This is a genomic window from Salipiger mucosus DSM 16094, assembly GCF_000442255.1.
GTDB lineage: Bacteria > Pseudomonadota > Alphaproteobacteria > Rhodobacterales > Rhodobacteraceae > Salipiger > Salipiger mucosus.
The window spans coordinates 306034-326277 of sequence record NZ_KE557275.1; the positions used below are offsets into that span (position 1 = coordinate 306034).

General features: G+C 68.5%; 19 protein-coding genes and 3 pseudogenes. 16 read left to right on the forward strand and 6 right to left on the reverse strand.

Annotated elements, in window-relative coordinates:
* Both SALMUC_RS10845 and SALMUC_RS10850 read left to right on the forward strand, forming a co-directional pair.
* Positions 1 to 627, forward strand: a pseudogene (locus SALMUC_RS10845) (polysaccharide biosynthesis/export family protein); the annotation flags it as partial.
* Positions 628 to 678: 51 nt separating this feature from the next.
* Positions 679 to 1566, forward strand: a complete 888-nt coding sequence (locus tag SALMUC_RS10850; RefSeq protein ID WP_020039475.1) for a ribokinase — start codon at positions 679 to 681, stop codon at positions 1564 to 1566.
* Positions 1567 to 1570: 4 nt separating this feature from the next.
* Here the strand turns inward: SALMUC_RS10850 and msrA are convergent, their stop codons facing one another.
* The gene (gene msrA, locus SALMUC_RS10855; protein ID WP_020039476.1) at positions 1571 to 2206 is read right to left on the reverse strand and encodes a peptide-methionine (S)-S-oxide reductase MsrA; all 636 of its coding nucleotides are present in this window, start codon (positions 2204 to 2206) and stop codon (positions 1571 to 1573) included.
* Positions 2207 to 2341: 135 nt separating this feature from the next.
* Here msrA and SALMUC_RS10860 point away from each other — a divergent pair, with 135 nt between their 5' ends.
* The 3 genes from SALMUC_RS10860 (at position 2342) to SALMUC_RS10870 (ending at position 4467) form a co-directional block, all read left to right on the forward strand.
* On the forward strand, positions 2342 to 3238 hold the full coding sequence (locus SALMUC_RS10860; RefSeq protein WP_020039477.1) for a D-amino acid aminotransferase: 897 nt from the start codon (positions 2342 to 2344) through the stop codon (positions 3236 to 3238).
* A complete protein-coding gene (locus tag SALMUC_RS10865; RefSeq protein WP_020039478.1) occupies positions 3235 to 3957 on the forward strand; it encodes a sulfotransferase-like domain-containing protein in 723 nt (240 codons plus the stop codon). The genes SALMUC_RS10860 and SALMUC_RS10865 overlap by 4 nt, the downstream gene beginning before the upstream one ends.
* Positions 3958 to 4056: 99 nt before the next feature.
* Complete coding sequence (locus tag SALMUC_RS10870; protein WP_020039479.1) at positions 4057 to 4467, forward strand: DUF7282 domain-containing protein; 411 nt, start codon at positions 4057 to 4059, stop codon at positions 4465 to 4467.
* A gap of 38 nt (positions 4468 to 4505) precedes the next feature.
* Here the strand turns inward: SALMUC_RS10870 and SALMUC_RS10875 are convergent, their stop codons facing one another.
* Positions 4506 to 4949: a DUF1810 domain-containing protein gene (locus SALMUC_RS10875; RefSeq protein WP_020039480.1), complete on the reverse strand. Its 444-nt coding sequence runs from the start codon at positions 4947 to 4949 to the stop codon at positions 4506 to 4508.
* Between the two features lie 147 nt (positions 4950 to 5096).
* Positions 5097 to 6317, reverse strand: coding sequence for an argininosuccinate synthase (locus tag SALMUC_RS10880; RefSeq protein WP_020039481.1), 1221 nt, complete (start codon positions 6315 to 6317; stop codon positions 5097 to 5099).
* 124 nt (positions 6318 to 6441) lie between these two features.
* On the opposite strand from SALMUC_RS10880, the gene SALMUC_RS10885 reads away from it, so the two are divergent.
* Both SALMUC_RS10885 and ilvA read left to right on the forward strand, forming a co-directional pair.
* On the forward strand, positions 6442 to 7179 hold the full coding sequence (locus SALMUC_RS10885) for a hypothetical protein (protein WP_020039482.1): 738 nt from the start codon (positions 6442 to 6444) through the stop codon (positions 7177 to 7179).
* A gap of 39 nt (positions 7180 to 7218) precedes the next feature.
* Positions 7219 to 8445, forward strand: coding sequence for a threonine ammonia-lyase IlvA (ilvA, locus tag SALMUC_RS10890; protein WP_020039483.1), 1227 nt, complete (start codon positions 7219 to 7221; stop codon positions 8443 to 8445).
* A 12-nt stretch (positions 8446 to 8457) separates the two neighbouring features.
* Here the strand turns inward: ilvA and SALMUC_RS10895 are convergent, their stop codons facing one another.
* Entirely contained in the window at positions 8458 to 8793 is a 336-nt protein-coding gene (locus SALMUC_RS10895) for an Hpt domain-containing protein (RefSeq protein ID WP_020039484.1), read from the reverse strand.
* 134 nt (positions 8794 to 8927) lie between these two features.
* Here SALMUC_RS10895 and SALMUC_RS10900 point away from each other — a divergent pair, with 134 nt between their 5' ends.
* Positions 8928 to 10172, forward strand: coding sequence for a PP2C family protein-serine/threonine phosphatase (locus SALMUC_RS10900; protein WP_020039485.1), 1245 nt, complete (start codon positions 8928 to 8930; stop codon positions 10170 to 10172).
* On the opposite strand, the pseudogene SALMUC_RS28890 reads toward SALMUC_RS10900, so the two are convergent.
* Positions 10169 to 10608, reverse strand: a pseudogene (locus tag SALMUC_RS28890) (NUDIX domain-containing protein). The gene SALMUC_RS10900 and the pseudogene SALMUC_RS28890 overlap by 4 nt on opposite strands.
* A gap of 77 nt (positions 10609 to 10685) precedes the next feature.
* Here SALMUC_RS28890 and hslO point away from each other — a divergent pair.
* The 8 genes and pseudogenes from hslO to SALMUC_RS10945 all read left to right on the forward strand — a co-directional run bounded on the left by hslO (position 10686) and on the right by SALMUC_RS10945 (position 19573).
* A pseudogene (hslO, locus tag SALMUC_RS10910) lies at positions 10686 to 11667 on the forward strand (Hsp33 family molecular chaperone HslO).
* Positions 11664 to 12269: a CoA pyrophosphatase gene (locus SALMUC_RS10915; protein WP_021120231.1), complete on the forward strand. Its 606-nt coding sequence runs from the start codon at positions 11664 to 11666 to the stop codon at positions 12267 to 12269. The pseudogene hslO and the gene SALMUC_RS10915 overlap by 4 nt, the downstream one beginning before the upstream one ends.
* Positions 12266 to 13417 (forward strand): CCA tRNA nucleotidyltransferase, encoded by a 1152-nt coding sequence (locus SALMUC_RS10920; protein ID WP_020039487.1) that lies wholly within the window; start codon positions 12266 to 12268, stop codon positions 13415 to 13417. The genes SALMUC_RS10915 and SALMUC_RS10920 overlap by 4 nt, the downstream gene beginning before the upstream one ends.
* On the forward strand, positions 13414 to 13902 hold the full coding sequence (locus SALMUC_RS10925; protein WP_021120232.1) for a LysE family translocator: 489 nt from the start codon (positions 13414 to 13416) through the stop codon (positions 13900 to 13902). The genes SALMUC_RS10920 and SALMUC_RS10925 overlap by 4 nt, the downstream gene beginning before the upstream one ends.
* 131 nt (positions 13903 to 14033) lie before the next feature.
* Complete coding sequence (locus SALMUC_RS10930; RefSeq protein WP_020039489.1) at positions 14034 to 15878, forward strand: ABC transporter ATP-binding protein; 1845 nt, start codon at positions 14034 to 14036, stop codon at positions 15876 to 15878.
* Positions 15875 to 17704 carry an ABC transporter ATP-binding protein gene (locus SALMUC_RS10935; RefSeq protein ID WP_020039490.1) on the forward strand — a complete coding sequence of 610 codons (1830 nt, stop codon included), beginning with the start codon at positions 15875 to 15877 and terminating at the stop codon, positions 17702 to 17704. Before SALMUC_RS10930 ends, SALMUC_RS10935 begins: the two co-directional genes overlap by 4 nt.
* A gap of 58 nt (positions 17705 to 17762) precedes the next feature.
* Positions 17763 to 18986: a class I SAM-dependent RNA methyltransferase gene (locus tag SALMUC_RS10940; RefSeq protein WP_020039491.1), complete on the forward strand. Its 1224-nt coding sequence runs from the start codon at positions 17763 to 17765 to the stop codon at positions 18984 to 18986.
* Positions 18987 to 19066: 80 nt separating this feature from the next.
* Positions 19067 to 19573: a L,D-transpeptidase family protein gene (locus tag SALMUC_RS10945; RefSeq protein WP_037371721.1), complete on the forward strand. Its 507-nt coding sequence runs from the start codon at positions 19067 to 19069 to the stop codon at positions 19571 to 19573.
* Positions 19574 to 19603: 30 nt separating this feature from the next.
* On the opposite strand, the gene dalA is transcribed toward SALMUC_RS10945, so the two are convergent.
* Positions 19604 to 20161, reverse strand: coding sequence for a divisome-associated lipoprotein DalA (gene dalA, locus SALMUC_RS10950; protein ID WP_037371723.1), 558 nt, complete (start codon positions 20159 to 20161; stop codon positions 19604 to 19606).
* Between the last annotated feature and the right edge of the window lie 83 nt (positions 20162 to 20244).

Sequence of the window (20244 nt, forward strand, 5' to 3'; positions counted from 1 at the left end):
CAGGTGCCGCTGCGCGATCTCTATTCCAACAACGGGTTGCGCCGCATCCAGCTGGTCGACGGCGACAGCGTCTTCGTGGACACCGCCTACGAGCTCGACCTCGCGCAGGCCTATTTCGAGCAGCAGATCCGCATCTCGGAATTCCGTCAGGCATCGCGGGTCGCCGCGCTGAACGAGCTGAACTCGGAGATGTCGATCCGGCGCAACGCTCTGGGCGAGGCACGGGACAACTACATGACCCGGCTCGAGCTGGACTCGGTCGACCGCGACTACGTCTACCTGACCGGCGAGGTCGACAGCCAGGCGCGCTACCCGCTGCCCTTCGGCAAGACCGCCTCGCTGGCGGACGCGCTCTACAGCAACGGCGGCGTGCCGACGGAATCGGGCAACGTGCGCGAGATCTACGTGCTGCGCGGCTCGCCCGATCCGCGCGAGTTCGGGGCCGTGACGGCCTGGCAGCTCGACGGCCGCGACGCGACGAACTTCATGCTGGCGACGCGTTTCGAGCTGCGGCCGAACGACGTGATCTTCGTGGCCGAGCAGCCGGTGACGCGCTGGGGCCGCGTGATTTCCCAGATCACCCCGTCGCTCGTGACCACGGCGGCGCGGGCCGCGTCGACGAACTGATCCGGCAGCCCCGTGGCCCGGCCACGGGGCGCACCGGGCGGGACCGGAACCATGACGATCTTCAATCTCGGCTCGATCAATGCCGACATGACCTACCGGGTGCGGCGCCTGCCGCGCCCGGGCGAGACCATCGCGACGCAATCGCTTGACCGCGGGTTGGGCGGGAAGGGCGCCAACATGTCGGTGGCCGCGGCCCGCGCTGCCGGGCGGACCGCCCACATCGGTGCGGTCGGCCCGGATGGAGCCTGGGCCGTCGAGCGCCTGATGGAATATGGCGTCGACACCCGGAGCATCGCGCGGGTCGACGCGGCGACCGGTCACGCGATCATCGCGGTCGACGAGGCGGGCGAGAACACCATCCTGATCCACCCCGGCGCCAACGCGGCGATCACGCCCGAAATGGTGGCCGCCGCACTCGACATGGCGCGGCCCGGTGATCTCTTCCTGTTCCAGAACGAGACGAGCGCGCAGGCCGAGGGCGCCGAAATGGCGCGCGAGAAGGGCCTGCGGGTCGCTCATGCCGCCGCGCCCTTCGACGCCGAGGCGGTCAAGCGTGTCCTGCCGCTGCTGGACCTGATCGTGCTGAACGCGGTCGAGGCAGAGCAACTTGAAGAGGCCACCGGCAAGCCGCCCGAGGCCCTGCCGATCCGCGACGTCATCATCACGCTGGGGTCCGAGGGCTGCCGCTGGGTTCACACGCCCACTGGCGCGTCGCGCGATTTCCCGGCCTACCGCGTGACGCCGGTCGACACGACCGGGGCAGGGGACACCTTCACCGGCTACCTGCTGGCCGGACTGGACCGGGGGATGCCGATGGCGCAGTCCATCGCCCAAGCGCAGCGGGCGGCGGCGATCATGGTCACCCGCCGCGGCACAGCCGACGTGATCCCCGACCTCAAGGACGTGCAGGACAGCCTTCTGGGTCGGGACGAGGGCTGAGCCGTCAGCTGCCCGCGAAGGGTGCCGCGTCACCCCAGAGCTGGCGCACGCGCTGGTCGCGGCCGCAGGCATCGCGGTAGCGGTCGTAGGCCTTCTCCTTCGAGATCGGACCGAAGCGCGACAGGATCAGGTCGTCCTTCTTGTAGTAGTCCTGGTGATATTCCTCGGCCTCGTAGAAGGGCTTGGCATCCAGGATCGGCGTCACGATCTCCTGGCCCAGGGCCTTTTCCGCCTCGGCCTTGGCGCGTTCGGCGGCCGCGCGGTCCTCGGGACCGTCCACGAAAATCGCGGTACGGTAGCTTTCGCCGCGGTCGCAGAACTGCCCGCCGGCATCGGTCGGGTCGACCGAGCGGAAGAACATCGAATAGAGCTGGTCGCGCGACACCTGCCCGGCATCGAAGGGGATGCGCACCGCCTCGTAGTGGCCGGTGCCGCCACGGGTGACCTGCTTGTAGGTCGGATTGGCGACCGTGCCGCCGGTGTAGCCCGAGACGGCGTCGCCCTCGCCGCGCACCTTCTCGAAGTCGGCCTCGACGCACCAGAAGCATCCGCCGGCGACGGTGATGTCCGCAGCGGCGGCGCGCTCGGCGAAAGCGCCGGCTCCCAGCGCGAGCGCGAGTGTCAGAACGATGGCTTTCATGTCGCTTTCCTCCGTTTGCGCAAGAGGCTGCGCCGAGACCCCCCGTCGATCAATCCGCTGAAACGCGGTCTCACCACTTGGTGAGAGGGCGTGACCCTCTTTCCTTTCCCCGGCGGCCTGCCTAGCCTGCGCCGCATGGACAACGTCACCACCCACCAGGCCGAAGAGGACGCGCGCAACGAGAGGGTGCGCATCTGGATCAACGGCACCCTGAAACCGCGGGCCGAGGCCATGGTTTCGGTCTTCGATTCCGGCTTCATGCTGGGCGACGGCATCTGGGAGGGGCTGCGGCTCTACGAGGGACGCTGGACCTTCCTCGACGAGCATCTCGACCGGCTTTTCGAGGCGGCGCTGGCCATCGACCTCGACATCGGCATGAGTCGCGCCGAGCTGACCGAGGCGCTCTTCGAGACTCAGCGCGCCAACGGGATGCACACCGACGCGCATTGCCGCCTGATGGTCACGCGCGGCGTGAAATCGCGGCCCTTCCAGCACCCCGCCCTCAGCCGGCAAGGGCCCACCGTGGTGATCCTGATGGAGCATTCGCGCCCCTCGATCCCGCGGCCAATCCGGCTCGCGACCGTGCCGCACCAGCGCGGGCTGCCGATGACGCAGGACCCCAAGCTCAACTCTCATTCCAAGCTGAACTGCATCCTTGCCTGCATCGCCGCCGAAAAGGCCGGCGCGGACGAGGCGCTGATGCTCGACGTGCATGGCTTCGTGAACACCACCAACGCCTGCAACTTCTTCATCGTCCGCAAGGGCGAGGTCTGGACCAGCACCGGTGACTACTGCATGAACGGGATCACCCGGCAGAAGGTGATCGACCTCTGCCGCGCCAACGACATCCCCGTACACGAACGCAACTATTCCCTCGTGGACACCTACGGCGCCGACGAGGCCTTCCTCACGGGCACCTTCGGCGCCCAGACCCCGGTGGGCGAGATCGACGGCCGCGTGATCGGAGGCGGCGAGATGGGCCCGGTCACGAAGCGCCTCCGCGCCCTCTACAAGGAACTGGTGACGCCATGAGGATCGCCATGTGGTCCGGCCCGCGGAACCTTTCGACCGCGATGATGTACTCCTTTGCCAACCGCGGCGACTGTCATGTCGTGGACGAGCCGTTCTATGGCCCCTACCTGCGGCTGACCGGCCTGCCGCATCCCATGGCGGACGAGATCAAGGCAAGCCGCCCCGAGGACGCGGGTGAGGTTGCCCGCGATCTTCTGGGCCCGATCCCCGGCGGCAAGCCGCATGCCTACCACAAGCACATGTGCCAGCACATGATCGAGGGCATCCCGCGCGATTTCATGGCCGATTGCGTCAATGTCTTCCTCATCCGTCACCCGGCGCGCGTGGTCGCGAGTTTCACCAAGGGCTACGCGCATGCCGGGGCCGAGGACATCGGCTTCGAGACGCAGGCCGAGCTCCACGATCACGTTCGGTCGCTGGGCCAGGCTCCGGTGGTGATCGACAGCGCCGACATCCGCCGCGACCCCGATGGCATGCTGCGCGCCCTCTGCGGGGCGATCGGGCTGCCCTTCGACGAAGGCATGCTGTCCTGGCCGGCCGGCGGACATCCGCAGGATGGCGCCTGGGCCCCGCATTGGTACGCCTCGGTCCATCGCTCCACCGGCTTCGCCAGCGCCGAAGGGCGGCTACCGGCGCTTTCCGGGGATGCCGCGCGGCTCGCGGACGAGGCCATGCCACACTACGAAAAACTGCGCGCACGGGCACTGAGCGCGCATTAATCTTACAATTCGTGAAACTCCGGCCGCGCGATCTGCGTGCCTTCGGGCAGGCCGGGCGGCATGACGCCGCCCGCGTCTGCAACCGAAAGGAGCGACACGATGAAATACCTGATTGCCGCCGCCGCGCTGAGCACCGCCACCGGTGCCTATGCCGCCTCCCATTCCATGACGCCCATGGTCGAGGCTACGGACCAGAGCGTTGAAAACGGCGTTGTCAGCGCCGATGTGGTGAACGCCCCGGAAAACGGCTGGCTGGTCGTGCACCGCACCGACTCCGACATGGCGCCCGGCCCGGTGGTCGGCCATGCACCCCTGCGCGCCGGCGAGACCGCCGACGTCGCCGCCATCCTGACCGAAGAGGTTGCACCGGGCGACATGCTGATGCTCATGGTGCACAGCGAGGCCGGTGGCATGGAGACGGGCGTCTTCGAATACACCCTCGGCGCCACCGAGGATGGGCCGATCAAGCCCGAGGGCGAATTGGTGATGACCACGATCACGGCCCAGTAAGCCGACAAGCCGCTCCCGCGCGCGACGCGGGGGCGGCCCTAGACGAGCCTGTCCCGCGTGACCGGACAGCGTTCGCCGCCGTAAAGCCTGTCCAGAACCTCCGCAAAGACGGGCGGCGCGTTCGGCACGGCCTCGAAGAGCGTCATGCAGGAACGCACCTTCAGCGCATCGACCGATCCGAGGATGTCATTCGGAGATGTTCCGACGTGCTCCAGCAACAGGCCCGAGACCTCGACCAAGCGGGGTCCCAGCACGGGATGCTCAAGGTAGGCCGCAGCCTCCTCCGGACCCGCCAGTCCGAAATGCCGGGCCCGCGCGGATCGTCCGAGCTCGGCGAGCTGGGGAAAGACCCACCAGATCCAGTGCGTGGTTTTGCGGCCGGCCCTCAGCTCGGCAAGCACTTGCGGCCACACTCTGTCCTGCGCGTCGAGGAATTCGCGGAACTCTGCCAAACGGTCCCCCATGCACGATTGCCCGGTCATTCTGGGGGCTCTGCCCCGTCGCGGCAAGCCGCGACTCCCCGGGATATTTCAGGCCAGAAGATGCTGCAGGCGCAGGGCCCGGAGCTTCTTCTGGCCGTCAAATATCCCCGCCGGAGGCAGCCGTCGGTCGGGCGTGCCGGTAGCCGTTCAGCCCTTGAGCCGCCGCTCCCGCGCCGCGAGCAGCTTGAGGCGCAGCGCGTTGAGCTGGATGAAGCCCTTGGCGTCTTCCTGATCGTAGGCGCCCGCGTCCTCCTCGAAGGTGACATGCGCCTCGGAGTAGAGCGAGTGATCCGACCAGCGTGCGACCGTGCGGGCCGAACCCTTGTAGAGCTTGAGCCGGACGGTGCCCGAGACATGCTCCTGCGACCGGTCGATCAGCGCCTGGAGCATCTCGCGCTCGGGCGAGAACCAGAAGCCGTTGTAGATCAGCTCCGCGTAGCGCGGCATGATCGAATCCTTGAGGTGCCCGGCGCCGCTGTCGAGCGTGATCTGCTCGATCCCGCGGTGCGCCTCGAGCAGGACGGTGCCGCCCGGCGTTTCGTAGATGCCGCGGGACTTCATGCCGACGAAGCGGTTTTCCACGAGGTCGAGCACACCGATACCGTGCTTGCCGCCCAGCTCGTTGAGCTTCGTCAGGATCGTCGCGGGCGACATGGCCTCGCCGTCGATGGCGACCGCGTCGCCCTTCTCGAAGGTGATCTCGATGAATTCGGGCTCGTTCGGGGCCTGCTCGACAGGGACGGTGCGCTGCAGGACGTAGTCGGGCGCCTGCTCGGAGGGATCTTCCAGCACCTTGCCCTCGGAGGAGGTGTGCAGCAGGTTCGCGTCAACCGAGAAGGGCGCCTCGCCGCGCTTGTCCTTGGCGATCGGGATCTGGTTCTTTTCGGCGAAGTCGATCAGCCGCGTCCGCGAGGTCAGGTCCCACAGCCGCCACGGCGCGATCACCTTGATATCGGGGTTCAGCGCATAGGCCGCGAGTTCGAACCGGACCTGGTCGTTGCCCTTGCCGGTCGCGCCGTGCGCCACGGCGTCGGCGCCGGTCGCGGCGGCGATCTCGACCAGTCGCTTGGAGATCAGCGGGCGCGCGATGGAGGTGCCCAGCAGGTAGAGTCCCTCGTAGAGCGCGTTGGCGCGGAACATCGGGAAGACGAAGTCGCGCACGAATTCCTCGCGCAGGTCCTCGATGTAGATCTCGCTCACGCCCAGCATCTCGGCCTTATGGCGCGCCGGTTCGAGTTCCTCGCCCTGGCCGAGGTCGGCGGTGAAGGTCACGACCTCGCAGCCGTACTCGGTCTGGAGCCATTTCAGGATGATCGAGGTGTCGAGGCCGCCGGAATAGGCCAGGACGACTTTCTTGGGCGCGGACATGTGCTGGTTCCTCAGGTCGGTTTGGCAGGCGGAGTAATGCGTTTCGTCGCGGGGGGCAAGGATGCGCCGTTGACGGGGGGCGCGGGTGTGCTAGCCCTGCGGCGTGACCAGAAGGGGTGGCGCGATGAAAGGCTGGCGGATCTTCCTCCATTCGGCGCGGATGGTGATCGACAATCTCGGCGCGGCGCTGCGCGTCTCGATGGTTCTGTATCTCGTGCAGGTCGCGAGCCAGCTGACCTTCTTCGTGAATGCGCCGATGGCGGGCGAGCAACCCACGGCCGTGCCCGAGGGGCTGGGCCTGCAACTGACGCTCTCGATCTTCGCGCTTCTGGCAAGCCTCTGGATCGCCGTGGCCTGGCATCGCTATGTGCTCACCGGTGAATTGCCGGCGGGCTTGCTGCCGCGCTGGCACGGTTCCGAGATCGCGCGGTATTTCGGTCAGTCGTTGCTGATCGGGCTTGTCGTCATCCTCGCGGCGCTGGCGGCGGGCGTCGTCATTGGCCTGGTGGCCACGGCGGTGCCGGGCTTTGGCGGAGTTCTGATCTTCGGACTGTTGGGGCTTTGCAGCTACCTGTTCTTCCGGCTGGGCCTCGTGCTGCCGGCGGCGGCCCTCGGGCGCCGGATGACCATCGGCGAATCCTGGGCAGCGACGCGCGATGACGACGGTGCGGTGGTGACGCTTGCGGTGCTGGTGATCGGGGTCGGCCTGCTGGTCGAGGTGCCGGCGCTGCTGGACCAGGACAGCGGTAGCCTGATCGCGCTGGTCTATCGCGTGGTGCTGAACTGGTTCGTCACGATGATCGGCGTCTCGGTGCTGACGACGCTCTACGGCCATTTCGTCGAGCACCGTCCCGTCGACTGACCGCTTGCCTTGCGGGCCACGATGCGCCAAGCCAATACAATGGACAGCTTTCACGATACCGCCCTCGCGGCCACCCAGGAAATGCGCACGGTCTTTCCCGAGTCGCCGCTGCTGCGCAACGCGCATCTGAGCGAGCGGTTCGGCGCCGACATCTGGCTCAAGCGCGAGGACCTGAGCCCGGTGCGCAGCTACAAGCTGCGCGGCGCCTTCAACGCCATGCGCAAGCGGCGCGATGCGGGGCTTTTCGTCTGCGCGAGCGCGGGCAACCACGCGCAGGGCGTGGCCTACATGTGCCGGCAGTTCGGCATCCGCGGCGTGATCTTCATGCCGGTCACGACGCCGCAGCAGAAGATCCAGAAGACGCGGATGTTCGGCGGCGACTTCATCGAGATCCGCATGATCGGCGACTACTTCGACGACTGTCTCGCGGCGGCGCAGGCCTTTTGCGCCGAGAACGGCGGGCATTTCCTGTCGCCCTTTGACGATCCGGACGTGATCGAGGGCCAGGCGAGCGTCGGGGTCGAGATCGAGACGCAGCTTGGCCGCGTGCCGGATCACCTGGTGGTGCCGGTGGGCGGCGGCGGCCTCAGCGCCGGGCTGGTGAGCTATTTCGGCACCGGCTGCCAGTATACCTTCGTCGAACCCTCGGGCGGGGCCTGCCTGCGCGCGGCGCTGGAGGCGGGCAAGCCGGTGACGCTGGAGACAGTGAACACCTTTGCCGACGGCGCCGCGGTGGCGCGGATCGGGCAGGAGACCTTTGCACGGCTCAAGGGCGTGGGCATAGCCAACACGCTGGCCGTGGACGAGGACCGGCTCTGCACGACGATCCTCGAGATGCTGAACGTCGAGGGCGTGGTGCTGGAGCCCGCGGGGGCGCTGGCGGTGGATGCGCTCAAGGATCTCGGCCAGTCGATCCGTGGCCGCACGGTGGTCTGCGTGACCTCGGGCGGGAATTTCGACTTCGAGCGACTGCCCGAGGTGAAGGAACGCGCGCAGCGGTATTCCGGCATCAAGAAGTACTTTATCCTTCGGTTGCCGCAGCGGCCCGGCGCCCTGCGCGATTTCCTGAACCTGCTGGGCCCGGACGACGACATCGCCCGGTTCGAGTACCTCAAGAAGTCGGCGCGGAACTTCGGGTCCGTCCTGATCGGGATCGAGACCGTGACACCCGAGAGCTTCGCCACGCTGTTCGCGCGGCTGGACGAACACGGGTACGTCTACCGCGATATCACCGACGACGAAGTGCTCGCGCAGTTCGTGATCTGAGCCGCATCGGGCTCAGGCAGCCATGCGAACCGGCAGCTCGTGCAGGAATTCCAGGCGCGAGTCGGCATAGGCGGCACGGATCGCCGCGATGTCGACTGCCTCGGCCGCGCCCGAGGCTGCTGTCGCCTCGCCCGTTTCGCAGAGTGCGGCGAGCGCGGAGAATCCGAGGTTCAGCGCGCTGCCCTTCAGAAAATGCAGCTGTTCACCGAGGATCGGGGGCGAATCGCGGCACGAAGGCAGTTCCGAGAGCGTCATCTCGACCTCGCGCAGGAAAAGCGTCACCACCTCGCCGAAGTCCTCCGGCCCGATTTCCTCGTGCAGTTCCGCCACGCGGTCCCAGTCGATCATGCCGTTACCTCCTCCGACCCTGCTAGCCGCCAAAGGTGAAGGAAGTCTTTTGGACGCTCGCCAACCCGTCGAAACGGGACGTTAAGACCCGCGGTGCTAGGGCCGCTGCGGACGAGTCCGAAGCGGAGAGAGCGGTGCTGCCCGAGACATCCGACCACGCCGATGCCGGGCAGGCCCGCGCGCTCTTGAGGCGTGTGCTGGTGGTCGATGACAGCCCGCTGCAGCTCAAGATCCTGTCGTCCATGCTGCGGCGGCGCGGGTTCGAGGTCTGGCAGGCCCGCAGTGGCGAGGAGGCGCTTGAGATCTGCGCGGCGCAGCAGCCCGACGCGGTGCTCTCGGACTGGATGATGCCGGGGATGGACGGGCTGGACTTCTGCCGCAGGTTCCGCGCCCTGCCGCGCGAGACCTACGGCTATTTCATCCTGCTCACCTCGAAGAGCGAAAAAGGAGAGATCGCACGTGGGCTGGATGCCGGGGCGGACGATTTCCTGACCAAGCCCATCCATGCCGAGGAACTGCATGCACGGATCAATGCCGGTGCTCGTATCCTGTTGATGGAGCGCCGCCTCTCGGAGACCCTGGGCCGGCTGCGCGATGCCTATGACGCCATCGACCGCGACCTGCGGCAGGCGCGCACGATCCAGCAGGCGCTGGTGCCGCGACGCAGCCGGCGCTTCGGCGATACGCAGGTCAGCCTTCTGCTGAAACCCTGCGGGCACGTCGGCGGCGATCTCGTGGGCAGTTTTGCCCAGTGCGAGCGCGAGGTGGGCGTCTACAGCATCGACGTTTCGGGCCACGGCATCACATCGGCGCTGATGACCGCGCGGGTGGCGGGCTACCTCGGCGGCGATTTCCCCGACCAGAACGTCGCGCTGGAGCGGATGATGCACGGCACGGTCCTGCGCCCGCCGGAAGAGGTCGCGCGGCGGTTGAACGAACGGCTGGCGGCTGATCCGGGTGTCGCGGAGTACCTGACCATGGCCTATGCCACGCTTCGGCTCGACAGCGGACGGGTCGACCTGGTGCAGGCGGGCCACCCGCCGCCGCTGCTGCTGCGCGCAGACGGCACGCAGGAGTTTATCGGCGCCGGCGGGCTGCCCATCGGCCTCGTGCCCGAGGCAGGCTATGAACGGCTTCGGTTCGGGATGCGGCCCGGCGACCGCCTGCTGCTTTATTCCGACGGCCTTACCGAGGCGATGCGCCCCGACGGCGCCATGCTGGAGCAGGAGGGGCTTCTGCGGCTCGCGCTGGCCTGTCGCGATGCCACGGGGACCGAGTTTCTCGACGATCTCTTCTGGCGGCTCACTCGCGAAACGCGGGCCGGAACCGAGCTCGAGGACGACGTCTCGGCGGCGCTGATCGAATACGGCGGTGCCTAGAGTGCGTGGCGCCGCACGAAGGCGCGGTCGCCGGGGTTGCCCAGCGTTTCGGCGGCCACCTCGGGCAGGATCCAGTGCGCCTCGTGCCCGGGCTCGGCCGGGGCGCCCAGGCGGGCGCACGGGCGAGGGCGCGATAGATGATGCAGAGCTTCTCGGCCCAGAGGTCGTATTCCGGCATGTAGGCAAACCGCCGGAAGGCGCCCAGCCGCCGGGGCCGGGCGATCCGCCAGCCGGTCTCCTCCCAGACCTCGCGGTGCAGCGCCTCGATCGGGGTTTCGCCGGGGTCGATGCCGCCGCCGGGCAGCTGGAATTCGGGCCAGGGCTCGGACTGGTGGGTGAGCAGCAGGGCACCGCCGCGCGGCAGAATGGCGTAGGCGCCGGGCCGCAGGGTGTAGCGGCGGCCGCCCTCGGGCGGGTGTCCGTAGCGTGGTGTCATGCGGGACCCCCTTGGTTCCGGCCTTGTCCTGACTATATGGTGCCGATATGCCAACGCGCGGCACATAAGGAAACCCCATGACCATCGGCAAACTCGCCTGGGACGACACCGTCCTGCCCTTTCAGCTTGACCACGCGGACATCCGTGGCCGGGTCGCCCGGCTGGACGGAGTTCTTGACGGTATCCTGAAGCAGCACGACTACCCCGACGCGGTCGAGACGCTGATCGCCGAGATGGCCCTTCTGACGGCGCTGATCGGCCAGACCGTGAAGCTGCGGTGGAAACTGTCGCTGCAGGTGCAGACCCGCGGCGCGCTGCGGATGATCGCGACCGACTACTTCGCCCCCGAGGAAGAGGGCGGGGCGGCCCGCATCCGCGCCTATGCCAGCTTCGACCGTGACCAGATCACAGAGGCGCCCGCCTTCGAGCAGCTGCAGGAGGGCTACTTTGCCATCCTCATCGACCAGGGCCGGGGCACCACGCCCTACCAGGGCATCACGCCGCTGGCCGGCAGTTCGCTGGCCGACTGCGCGCAGGCCTACTTCGCCCAGTCCGAGCAGATCGCGACGCGCTTCGCGCTGAACTATGGCAAGGCGATGGAAGCCGACGGCGACCGGGAGCTGGCGCGCGGGCGGTATCATGATCCAGCACATCGCCCGAGGCGTCCGTCCCTTTCGCCGAAGGATCGCCCCCAGCACCGAGGACGGCATCCTGCGCCCCGAGGACCTGCTCGGCGACGATGACGGCGAGAACTGGCGCCGCGTGAACTTCCACGTCGACACGGTGGACGAGCTCGAGCTGATCGGCCCGGACCTGCCGCCGACCGACCTGCTGGTGCGGCTGTTCCACGAGGAGCAGCCGCGCGTCTTCGACACGCAGCCGGTGCGCTTCGGCTGCACCTGTTCGGAAGAGCGCGTGCGCAACTCGCTGTCGATCTACTCGGCCCGCGACATCGAGAAGATGACGACGGACGAGGGCATCGTCACCGCCGACTGTCAGTTCTGTGGCGCGCACTACCGGCTGGACCCCGCGACCGTGGGGTTCGAGGCCCGGAAGTGAGCCGGGCCGCGGCGCAGGTCGACGCGCTGCGCCGGGCGCTGGCCCGCGAGACCGAGCCGTCGTCGGATTTCGACCTGAACCCCGAGACAGTGCTGCCGCCGGGACGCACCCTGCGGCCCGCGGGCGTGCTGGCGGGCTTTCTGCCCGGCGCGGACGGCCTCGACCTGCTGCTGACGAAGCGTTCGCCGCGGCTCAAGCATCACCCCGGGCAGATCGCCTTTCCCGGCGGCAAGCAGGACGAGGGTGACGCCGACCCGGTCGCCGCCGCGCTGCGCGAGGCGCGCGAAGAGGTGGGGCTGGACCCGGCGCAGGTCGAGATCCTCGACACGCTTCCCACGCACGAGACGGTGACGGGGTTTCGCGTGACGCCGGTGGTGGCGCTGATCCGCGATCCCTTTGCACCGGTGCCCGAGCCGGGTGAGGTTGCCGAGATCTTTCGCGTGCCCTTCGATCACGTGATGGAGCCGGCGCGCTACAGCGTACAGTACCGGCGCTGGCGCGGGCAGCGCCGGTATTATTACACCGTCCCTTTCGGGCCCTACTACATCTGGGGGGCGACGGCGCGGATGTTGCATGCGCTGGCCCGGCGGATGGGCTCATGACGCAGGTCACCGGTGACTGGTTGAGCCGCGCGCCGACGCAGGCGGTGATGGCGATGCTCGAAGGGGGCGGGCATCAGGCCTATGCCGTGGGCGGATGCGTGCGCAATGCGCTCATGGGCGTGCCGGTGACAGACGTGGACATCGCGACCGAAGCGCGCCCCGAGCGCGTGACCGACCTCAGCGCGGCGGCGGGCCTGAAATGCGTGCCCACGGGGATCGACCACGGCACGGTGACGGTCGTGAGCGAAGGCATTCCGCACGAGATCACCACCTTCCGCGCCGATGTCGAGACCGACGGACGCCGCGCCGTGGTGCGCTTTTCCGACGAGATCGGCGAGGATGCCGCGCGGCGCGATTTCACCATGAACGCGCTTTACGCCGACGCGCGCGGCACGCTCTTCGATCCGCTGGGCGGGCTGCCCGACCTGCAGGCGCGGCGCGTGCGCTTCATCCGCGACGCGGGCGAGCGCATCCGCGAGGATTATCTGCGCACGCTGCGCTTTTTCCGATTCATGGCCTGGTACGGCGATCCCGAGGCCGGGTTCGACGCGGATGCGCTGGACGGGATCGCGTCGAACCTCGAGGGTCTCGAGACGCTCTCGCGCGAGCGGGTGGGGCAGGAGATCCGCAAGCTGCTCTCGGCGCCCGATCCGGCCCCCTCGGTGGCGGTGATGGAGCGCGTGGGCGTGCTGCGCCGCGTACTGCCGGGGGCCGTGGCCGCGCCGCTGGCGCCGTTGGTCAGCGAAGAAGCCGGGCTCGGCCTCGCGCCCTGCACGATGCGGCGCCTCGCGGCGCTGGGCATGATCGACGCGGATACGCTGAGGCTGTCGAAGCGGAATCGCCGGACATTCGAAACGCTGCGCGCGCTCCTCGAGGGCGCGCAGGGCGTGGCCGAGATTGCCTACCGCCACGGGGCCGACCTGGCCCGGGACCTACTGGCATTGCGCGCGGCGGTGCTGGGCACGCCGGTGCCGCCAGATGCCGAGGCGGATATCGAGACGGGGCGCCGCGCGCGCTTTCCGATCACCGCCGGCGACCTCATGCCCACCTACGAAGGCCCCGCGCTGGGCGAGCGGCTGTCGGAACTCGAGGCGCGCTGGATTGCCTCGGGCTTTGCCCTGTCGCGGGCGGAGCTGCTGGAGGAATGATTATCGACCCGCTCTATGCCTTCGTGTTCTTCGGGCTCTTCACGCCCGGCCCGAACGTCATCCTGCTGACCGCTTCCGGCGCGCGCTTCGGGATCCGGCCGACGCTGCCGCACCTCTTCGGCGTGGTGGTGGGCGTCGGCGTCACGGCCGGGCTGACCGGGCTGGGGATCGCGGCGCTGCTGCGGCAGGCGCCGATGCTGGAGCTGGGCCTCAAGATCGCCGCGAGCCTCTGGATCCTGTGGATGGCCTGGGGGCGTCTGGACCGCCGACCGGCGCCGCAAGACCGAAAGCGCGCGGCCGATGACCTTCATCGAGGCTGTGCTGTTCCAATGGGTGAACCCGAAGGTCTGGGCGGTGGCCTTCGCCGCGGCGTCGGCCTATCCCGGCGGCTCGTCCCTGGGTCGAGGCGGCGCGCTTGGGGTCGGCCTTTTCCGGCATCAACCTGTTCTGCTGCCTGTTCTGGACCTCGGCCGGGCGGTTGCTGACCCTGCTTCTGACCACGCCGCTGGCCTGGCGGATCTTTACCCGGATCATGGCCGTGGCGCTGGCGGTCTTTTCCGTCATGGTGTTCCTGTAGAAGACCGACCAGACTGCGCCCGCGCGAAAGGTTCGTCCCGTGTTCCGTCACTTTGAAAATCTCGTCGACCCCTACGAAGACTACGCGCCCGAGGACCGGCCGCCGACGCGGCTGTTCCCCTTTCTCATGGGCTATGCGCGGCCTTTCCGGAGGGTCTTTGTCTGGGCGGCGTTGCTGTCGATCGCGGTGGCGGCGGTCGAGATCGGGCTGATCCGGGCCATGGGCTGGGTCGTCGACATCCTGGGAGGCGATCCGGCGCAGGTCTGGGCGGACCACGGCTGGGCGCTGATCGGGCTCGCGGTCTTCGTGCTGCTGCTGCGACCGGCGATCCAGGCGCTGGACGTGCTGGTGTTGAACAACGCGATCATGCCGAACTTCGGCACGTTGATCCGCTGGCGCTCGCACGCCCATGTCCTTCGCCAGTCGGTCGGCTGGTTCGAGAACGACTTCGCCGGTCGCATCGCCAACCGGATCATGCAGACGCCACCCGCCGCCGGAGAAGCGGTGTTCCAGGTCTTTGACGCGATCACCTTCTCGCTGGCCTATGTCATCGGCGCGCTGATCCTGCTGGGCGAGGCCGACCCGCGGCTGATGCTGCCATTGGCGGCATGGTTCGCGCTCTACTGCCTGCTCATGCGCTGGACGATCCGGCGCATCGGTCCGGCCTCGAAGGCGGCTTCGGACGCCCGCAGTTTCGTCACCGGGCGGGTGGTGGACAGCTACACCAACATCCACTCGGTCAAGATGTTCGCCCACCACGACCGCGAGCTCGCCTATGCCGGCGAGGCGATCGAGAAGGCGCGCGTGACCTTCCAGGCCGAGATGCGGCTTTTCACCATCATGGACGTGGCGCTGGTCGTGCTGAACGGCCTGCTGGTCGTCGGTGTCGTCGGCTGGGCGCTGGCGCTCTGGATGCAGGGCGCGGCGAGCGTTGGGGCGGTCGCCGCCGCGACGGCGCTGACGCTGCGGCTGAATTCCATGACCGGCTGGATCATGTGGGCGCTGACGACCTTTTTCCGCCAGCTCGGCGTGGTTTCCGAGGGGATGGAGACCATCGCCCAGCCCATCGAACTGCTGGATGCGCCCGACGCGCGGCCGCTGGAGATGGACCGGGGCGAGATCCGGCTCGAGCACCTGTCGCACCATTACGGCCGCGAGAGCGGGGGGCTCGACGCCATCGACCTGACCATCGCGCCGGGCGAGAAGGTGGGGCTGGTCGGCCGGTCGGGCGCGGGCAAGTCGACGCTGGTCAAGCTGCTGCTGCGCTTCTACGACGCCGAGACGGGCCGCATCCTGATCGACGGGCTGGATATCGCGGGCGTCACGCAGGAAAGCCTGCGGCGGCAGATCGGCATGGTCCAGCAGGACAGCGCGCTGCTGCATCGCTCGGTCCGCGACAACATCCTCTACGGCCGCCCAGAGGCCAGCGAGGCGCAGATGATCGAGGCCGCGAAACAGGCCCAGGCGCATGACTTCATCCTCGGGCTCGCGGATCCGCAGGGGCGCACCGGCTACGACGCCCACGTGGGCGAGCGGGGCGTGAAGCTTTCCGGCGGACAGCGGCAGCGGGTCGCCCTGGCCCGCGTGATCCTCAAGGACGCGCCGATCCTGCTGCTGGACGAGGCGACCAGCGCGCTCGACTCGGAAGTCGAGGCGGCGATCCAGGACACGCTCTACGGCATGATGGAGGGCAAGACCGTCATTGCCATCGCGCACCGGCTCTCTACCATCGCCCACATGGACCGCATTCTGGTGATGGACGAGGGCCGCATCGTCGAGCAGGGCAGCCATGACGCGCTTTTGGCGCAGGGCGGCCTATATGCCGGGTTCTGGGCCCGCCAGTCGGGCGGATTCCTCGACCCCGATACCAGGGCTGCCGAATGACCTTTTCACAGTGGATCGATCCCTTCGCCCGAGCCGAGAGCGCGCCGCCGCGCTCACTGGGCGCCTTCATCGCCTGGGCGCTGTCCGGCGCCTGGCCGGTGATGCTGTTCGCCGGGGCGATCTCGGCCTTCGCGGGCGTGCTCGACGTGCTGGCGGCCAAGATCCTGGGCTCGGTGATCGACCGCGCGCTCGCGGGGCCGCCCGAGACGGTGCTGACCCGCGAGGCGGGCTTCCTTGCGCTGGTGCTGGGCTTCTTCCTGCTGCTGCGGCCGGCGGTCATGGGCCTGTCGGCCTTTGCGCAGTCGGTGATGATGCAGCCCAACGTGTTCAACCTGATCCTGTCGCGCGTGCACCGCTACACGCTGGGCCATGCCGTCACCTTCTTCGACAACGATTTCGCCGGTCGCATCTCGCAGAAGGAGATGCAGACCGCGCGGGCGCTGAACGACGTTGTTTCCGAGATGATGAACGCGGTGCTGTTCTCGCTCTCGGCGGTCGTGGGCTCGGTGCTGCTGCTGGGCTCGGTCGACTGGCGCATCGCGCTGGGCCTGGTGGCCTGGGCGGCGGCCTATGCCGGGCTGATCCGCTTCTTCATGCCGCGCATCCGGGCGCGGTCCAAGGCGCGGGCGGCGGCGCGGGCCAATGTCACCGGGCAACTCGTCGACACCGTGACCAACATCAAGACCGTGAAGCTCTTCGCCCACGACGACTTCGAGGACGAGGCCGCGCTGACCGCCATGGGCAAGTACCGCGAGCGGTTCCTCGAGTTCGGGCGCGTCTCCTCGGCCTTCCGGTTCTGCCTCATGGCGCTGGCGGGGCTTCTGCCGGTCATGCTGATCGGCGCGTCGCTGGTCTACTGGAGTAGTGGCATGGTCTCGACCGGCGACATCGCGGCAACCGGCACCATCTCGCTGCGGCTGGCGCAGATGACCGGCTGGGTGAGCTTCACGCTCATGGGGATGTACGCAAACGTCGGCGAGATCGAGGACGGGATCCGCACGCTGACGCCGCCGCACACGCTGCTGGACGCGCCGGATGCCGGGGCGCTCGAGGTGTCCGAGGGGCGCATCGCCTTCAAGGATGTGGCCTTCGCCTATGGCCGCGAGAGCGGCGGGGTCGAGCACATCGACCTGACCATCGCGCCGGGCGAGAAGGTCGGCGTCGTGGGGGCCTCGGGGGCGGGGAAGTCGACGCTGGTGGCGCTTCTGCTGCGGCTCTACGACGCCGAGAAAGGCGCGATCGAGATCGACGGGCAGGGCATCGGGCAGGTGACGCAGGAAAGCCTGCGCCGGCAGATCGCCATGGTCACGCAGGAAACGGCCATGTTCAATCGCTCGGCGCTGGACAACATCCGCTACGGCAAGCCCGGCGCCACGCTGGACGAGGTCATCGCCGCCGCGCGCAAGGCCGAGGCGCATGATTTCGTCGAGGGGCTTCAGGATCACATGGGGCGCACCGGCTACGACGCGCATCTCGGCGAGCGGGGCGTGAAACTGTCCGGCGGACAGCGGCAGCGCATCGCACTGGCCCGCGCGATCCTCAAGGATGCGCCGATCCTCGTGCTGGACGAGGCGACCTCGGCGCTGGATTCCGAGGTCGAGGCGGTGATCCAGGAGGCCTTGGAACGGGTGATGGAGGGCAAGACGGTGCTCGCCATCGCGCACCGCCTTTCGACCCTGTCCGAGATGGACCGGATCGTCGTGCTGGATCGCGGACGCATCGCCGAAACCGGCACGCATGACGAGCTTCTGGCGAAGGGCGGGCTCTACGCGCGCTATTGGAGCCGGCAGTCGGGCGGCTTCATGAACCCCGAGGCGGCGGAGTAGGGCCGGGCGGTCACGCGGGGACTCGACGCAGCGCGCATTCCACGGCATGAGCCGTGGCATGGACCGTCTCATCATCGAACGCCTCGGACATCACGGCGACGGCATCGCACCGGGCCCCGTCTACGTGCCCGGCACCCTGCCGGGCGAAGAGGTCGAGGGCACCGTCGAGAACGGCGTCATGGCGCAGCCGCGCATCGTGACGCCCGCCGATACCCGCGTCCGCGCGCCCTGCCGTCATGCCAAAAGCTGCGGCGGCTGCCAGTTGCAGCACGCCGACGAGGGCTTCACCGCCCGCTGGAAGGAAGACGTCGTGCGCCAGGCGCTGGCGGCCCAGGGGCTCGAGGCCGAGGTGCGGCCCTGCGTGACCTCGCCGCCCCGCTCGCGGCGGCGGGCGTCGTTCTCGGCGCGGCGCACCAAGAAGGGCGCGCAGGCAGGGTTTCACATGAAACGTTCCGACGTGATCGTCGAGATCCCGGACTGCCTTCTGGTCGATCCGCGCCTCACGGCGGCGCTTCCGCTGGCCGAGGAGCTGGCCGTGATGGGCGCAAGCCGCAAGCACGAGCTTTCGGTGCTCTGCACGGTCAGCGAGGACGGGCTCGACGTGTCGGTGAGCGGCGGCAAGGCGCTGGAGCCCGCGATGCAGTCCGGGCTCGCCGAGCTGGCGCAGCGCCACGATGTCGCGCGCATCGCCTGGGGGGACGAGATCGCGCTGACGCGCCGCCCGCCCGGGCAGCGCATGGGGCGCGCCACCGTCGTGCCTCCGCCCGGCGCGTTTCTGCAGGCCACGCCGCAGGGCGAGGCCGCGCTGCTGGCCGAGGTGCTGAAAATCACCGAGGGCGCGACGCGCGTGGTCGACCTCTTTGCAGGCTGCGGCACCTTCGCCCTCCCGCTGGCCGAGCGTGCGCGCGTTCACGCGGTCGAGGGCGACCGGGCGATGGTCGCGGCGCTCGACCGGGGCTGGCGGCACGCGCAGGGGCTGCGGCAGGTCACCCACGAGGCGCGCGACCTGTTTCGCGAGCCGCTGATAGCCGACGAGCTGACGGGCTTCGACGCCGCCGTGATCGACCCGCCGCGCGCGGGGGCCCAGGCGCAGATCGCCGAGCTTGCTGCCGCCGGCATCCCGCGACTCGCCTGCGTTTCGTGCAACCCGGTGACCTTCGCCCGCGACGCCGCGCGCCTGGTGGCGGCGGGCTACGTGCTGGATTTCGTGCAGGTGGTGGACCAATTCCGCTGGTCGACCCACGTGGAACTCGTCGCAGGCTTCCGACTCACAGCTTCGTGAGCTAATGTCCGGCGCTGAATCGTCCCTATCCCGAAGTCCCGCTCTGAGGTACATTCCGAAAAAAAACGGCGAGCAGACAGATGCAAGTAAACAGGCGACTTGTCGTGGCGGTGGGGCTCTTGGCACTCGCAGGCTGCAGCAGCAGGCGTGACGACAAATTCAAGACATATCGCGGGCCAGATGTGACCCACGTCCTCGTGTATAAATCCCGGCGTCGGATGTATCTCCTGCATCACGACGAGGTTCTGCGCGACTATGACATCGGGCTTGGCTTCGCCCCGCGGGGGCACAAACGGTTCAGCGGCGACGGACGAACGCCCGAGGGAACCTACATCATCGACCGGCGCAACCCGAACTCGAAGTATCACCTGAGCATCGGCGTGTCGTATCCCAACAAGTACGACGATGCCTTCGCCTCGACCCAGGGCAAGAGCCCGGGCGGTGACATCTTCATCCACGGGCGGCCGCCGGAATACCGCGACGGTCGGCGGGACTGGACGGCTGGATGCATTGCCGTCACCGATGACGAGATCGAGCAGATCTACGCGATGGTGCGCGACGGCACCCCGATCACCATCCGGCCCTAGGCGCGGCTGGCGGCGGGGCGCCGGACGGGCTCAGGCCCCCGTCGCGTCGTCGCCGCCCAGCGTCGCGCCCTCGGGCGTGCCGGTCACCATGGTCCACCAGATCTTGCCGTTGGGCTCCTGGTACCAGGCGAAACCCAGTTCGCGCGCGTTGGGGTCGAGGATGACGGGCCGGGTCACCGGGTCCTCCATCCAGGCGCTCAGCGTGGCCAGCTCGGTCTCGTAGCTTTCCGAGACATTCTCGCCGACAAAGCGGCCGCGGTAGCCGACCCGCTCGAGCCGGTCGATGGCCGAGGAGCCGTCCGAGCCGAAGTGCCACGGGCGGTTCTGCACCGACATGTCGCGCGAATGGGTCTCGGCGGCGGCGTTGAGCCGCGAGTTCAGCTTGAGCGGCGGCGCCCCGGCCGCCTCGCGCAGGGCATTGACCGAATCGAGCACGCGGTACTCGATGCGCGCGGCGTCGGCGGGCGTAATTCGATAAACCCTCGGCAGCGGCTTGCCGTCGGCGCCCATGCGCGGAGGTGCGGGGACCGGGCTGCAGGCCGCGGCGGCGAGTCCGCCCGCGAGCATCAGGAAACTGCGTCTTTGCATCGGGGTGCCTTCGGTTCTTGCGTATTTCTTCATGCTTATCGCGCCCGGGCAGGGCGGGCAAACGCACATGCCCGTGAGGGAGC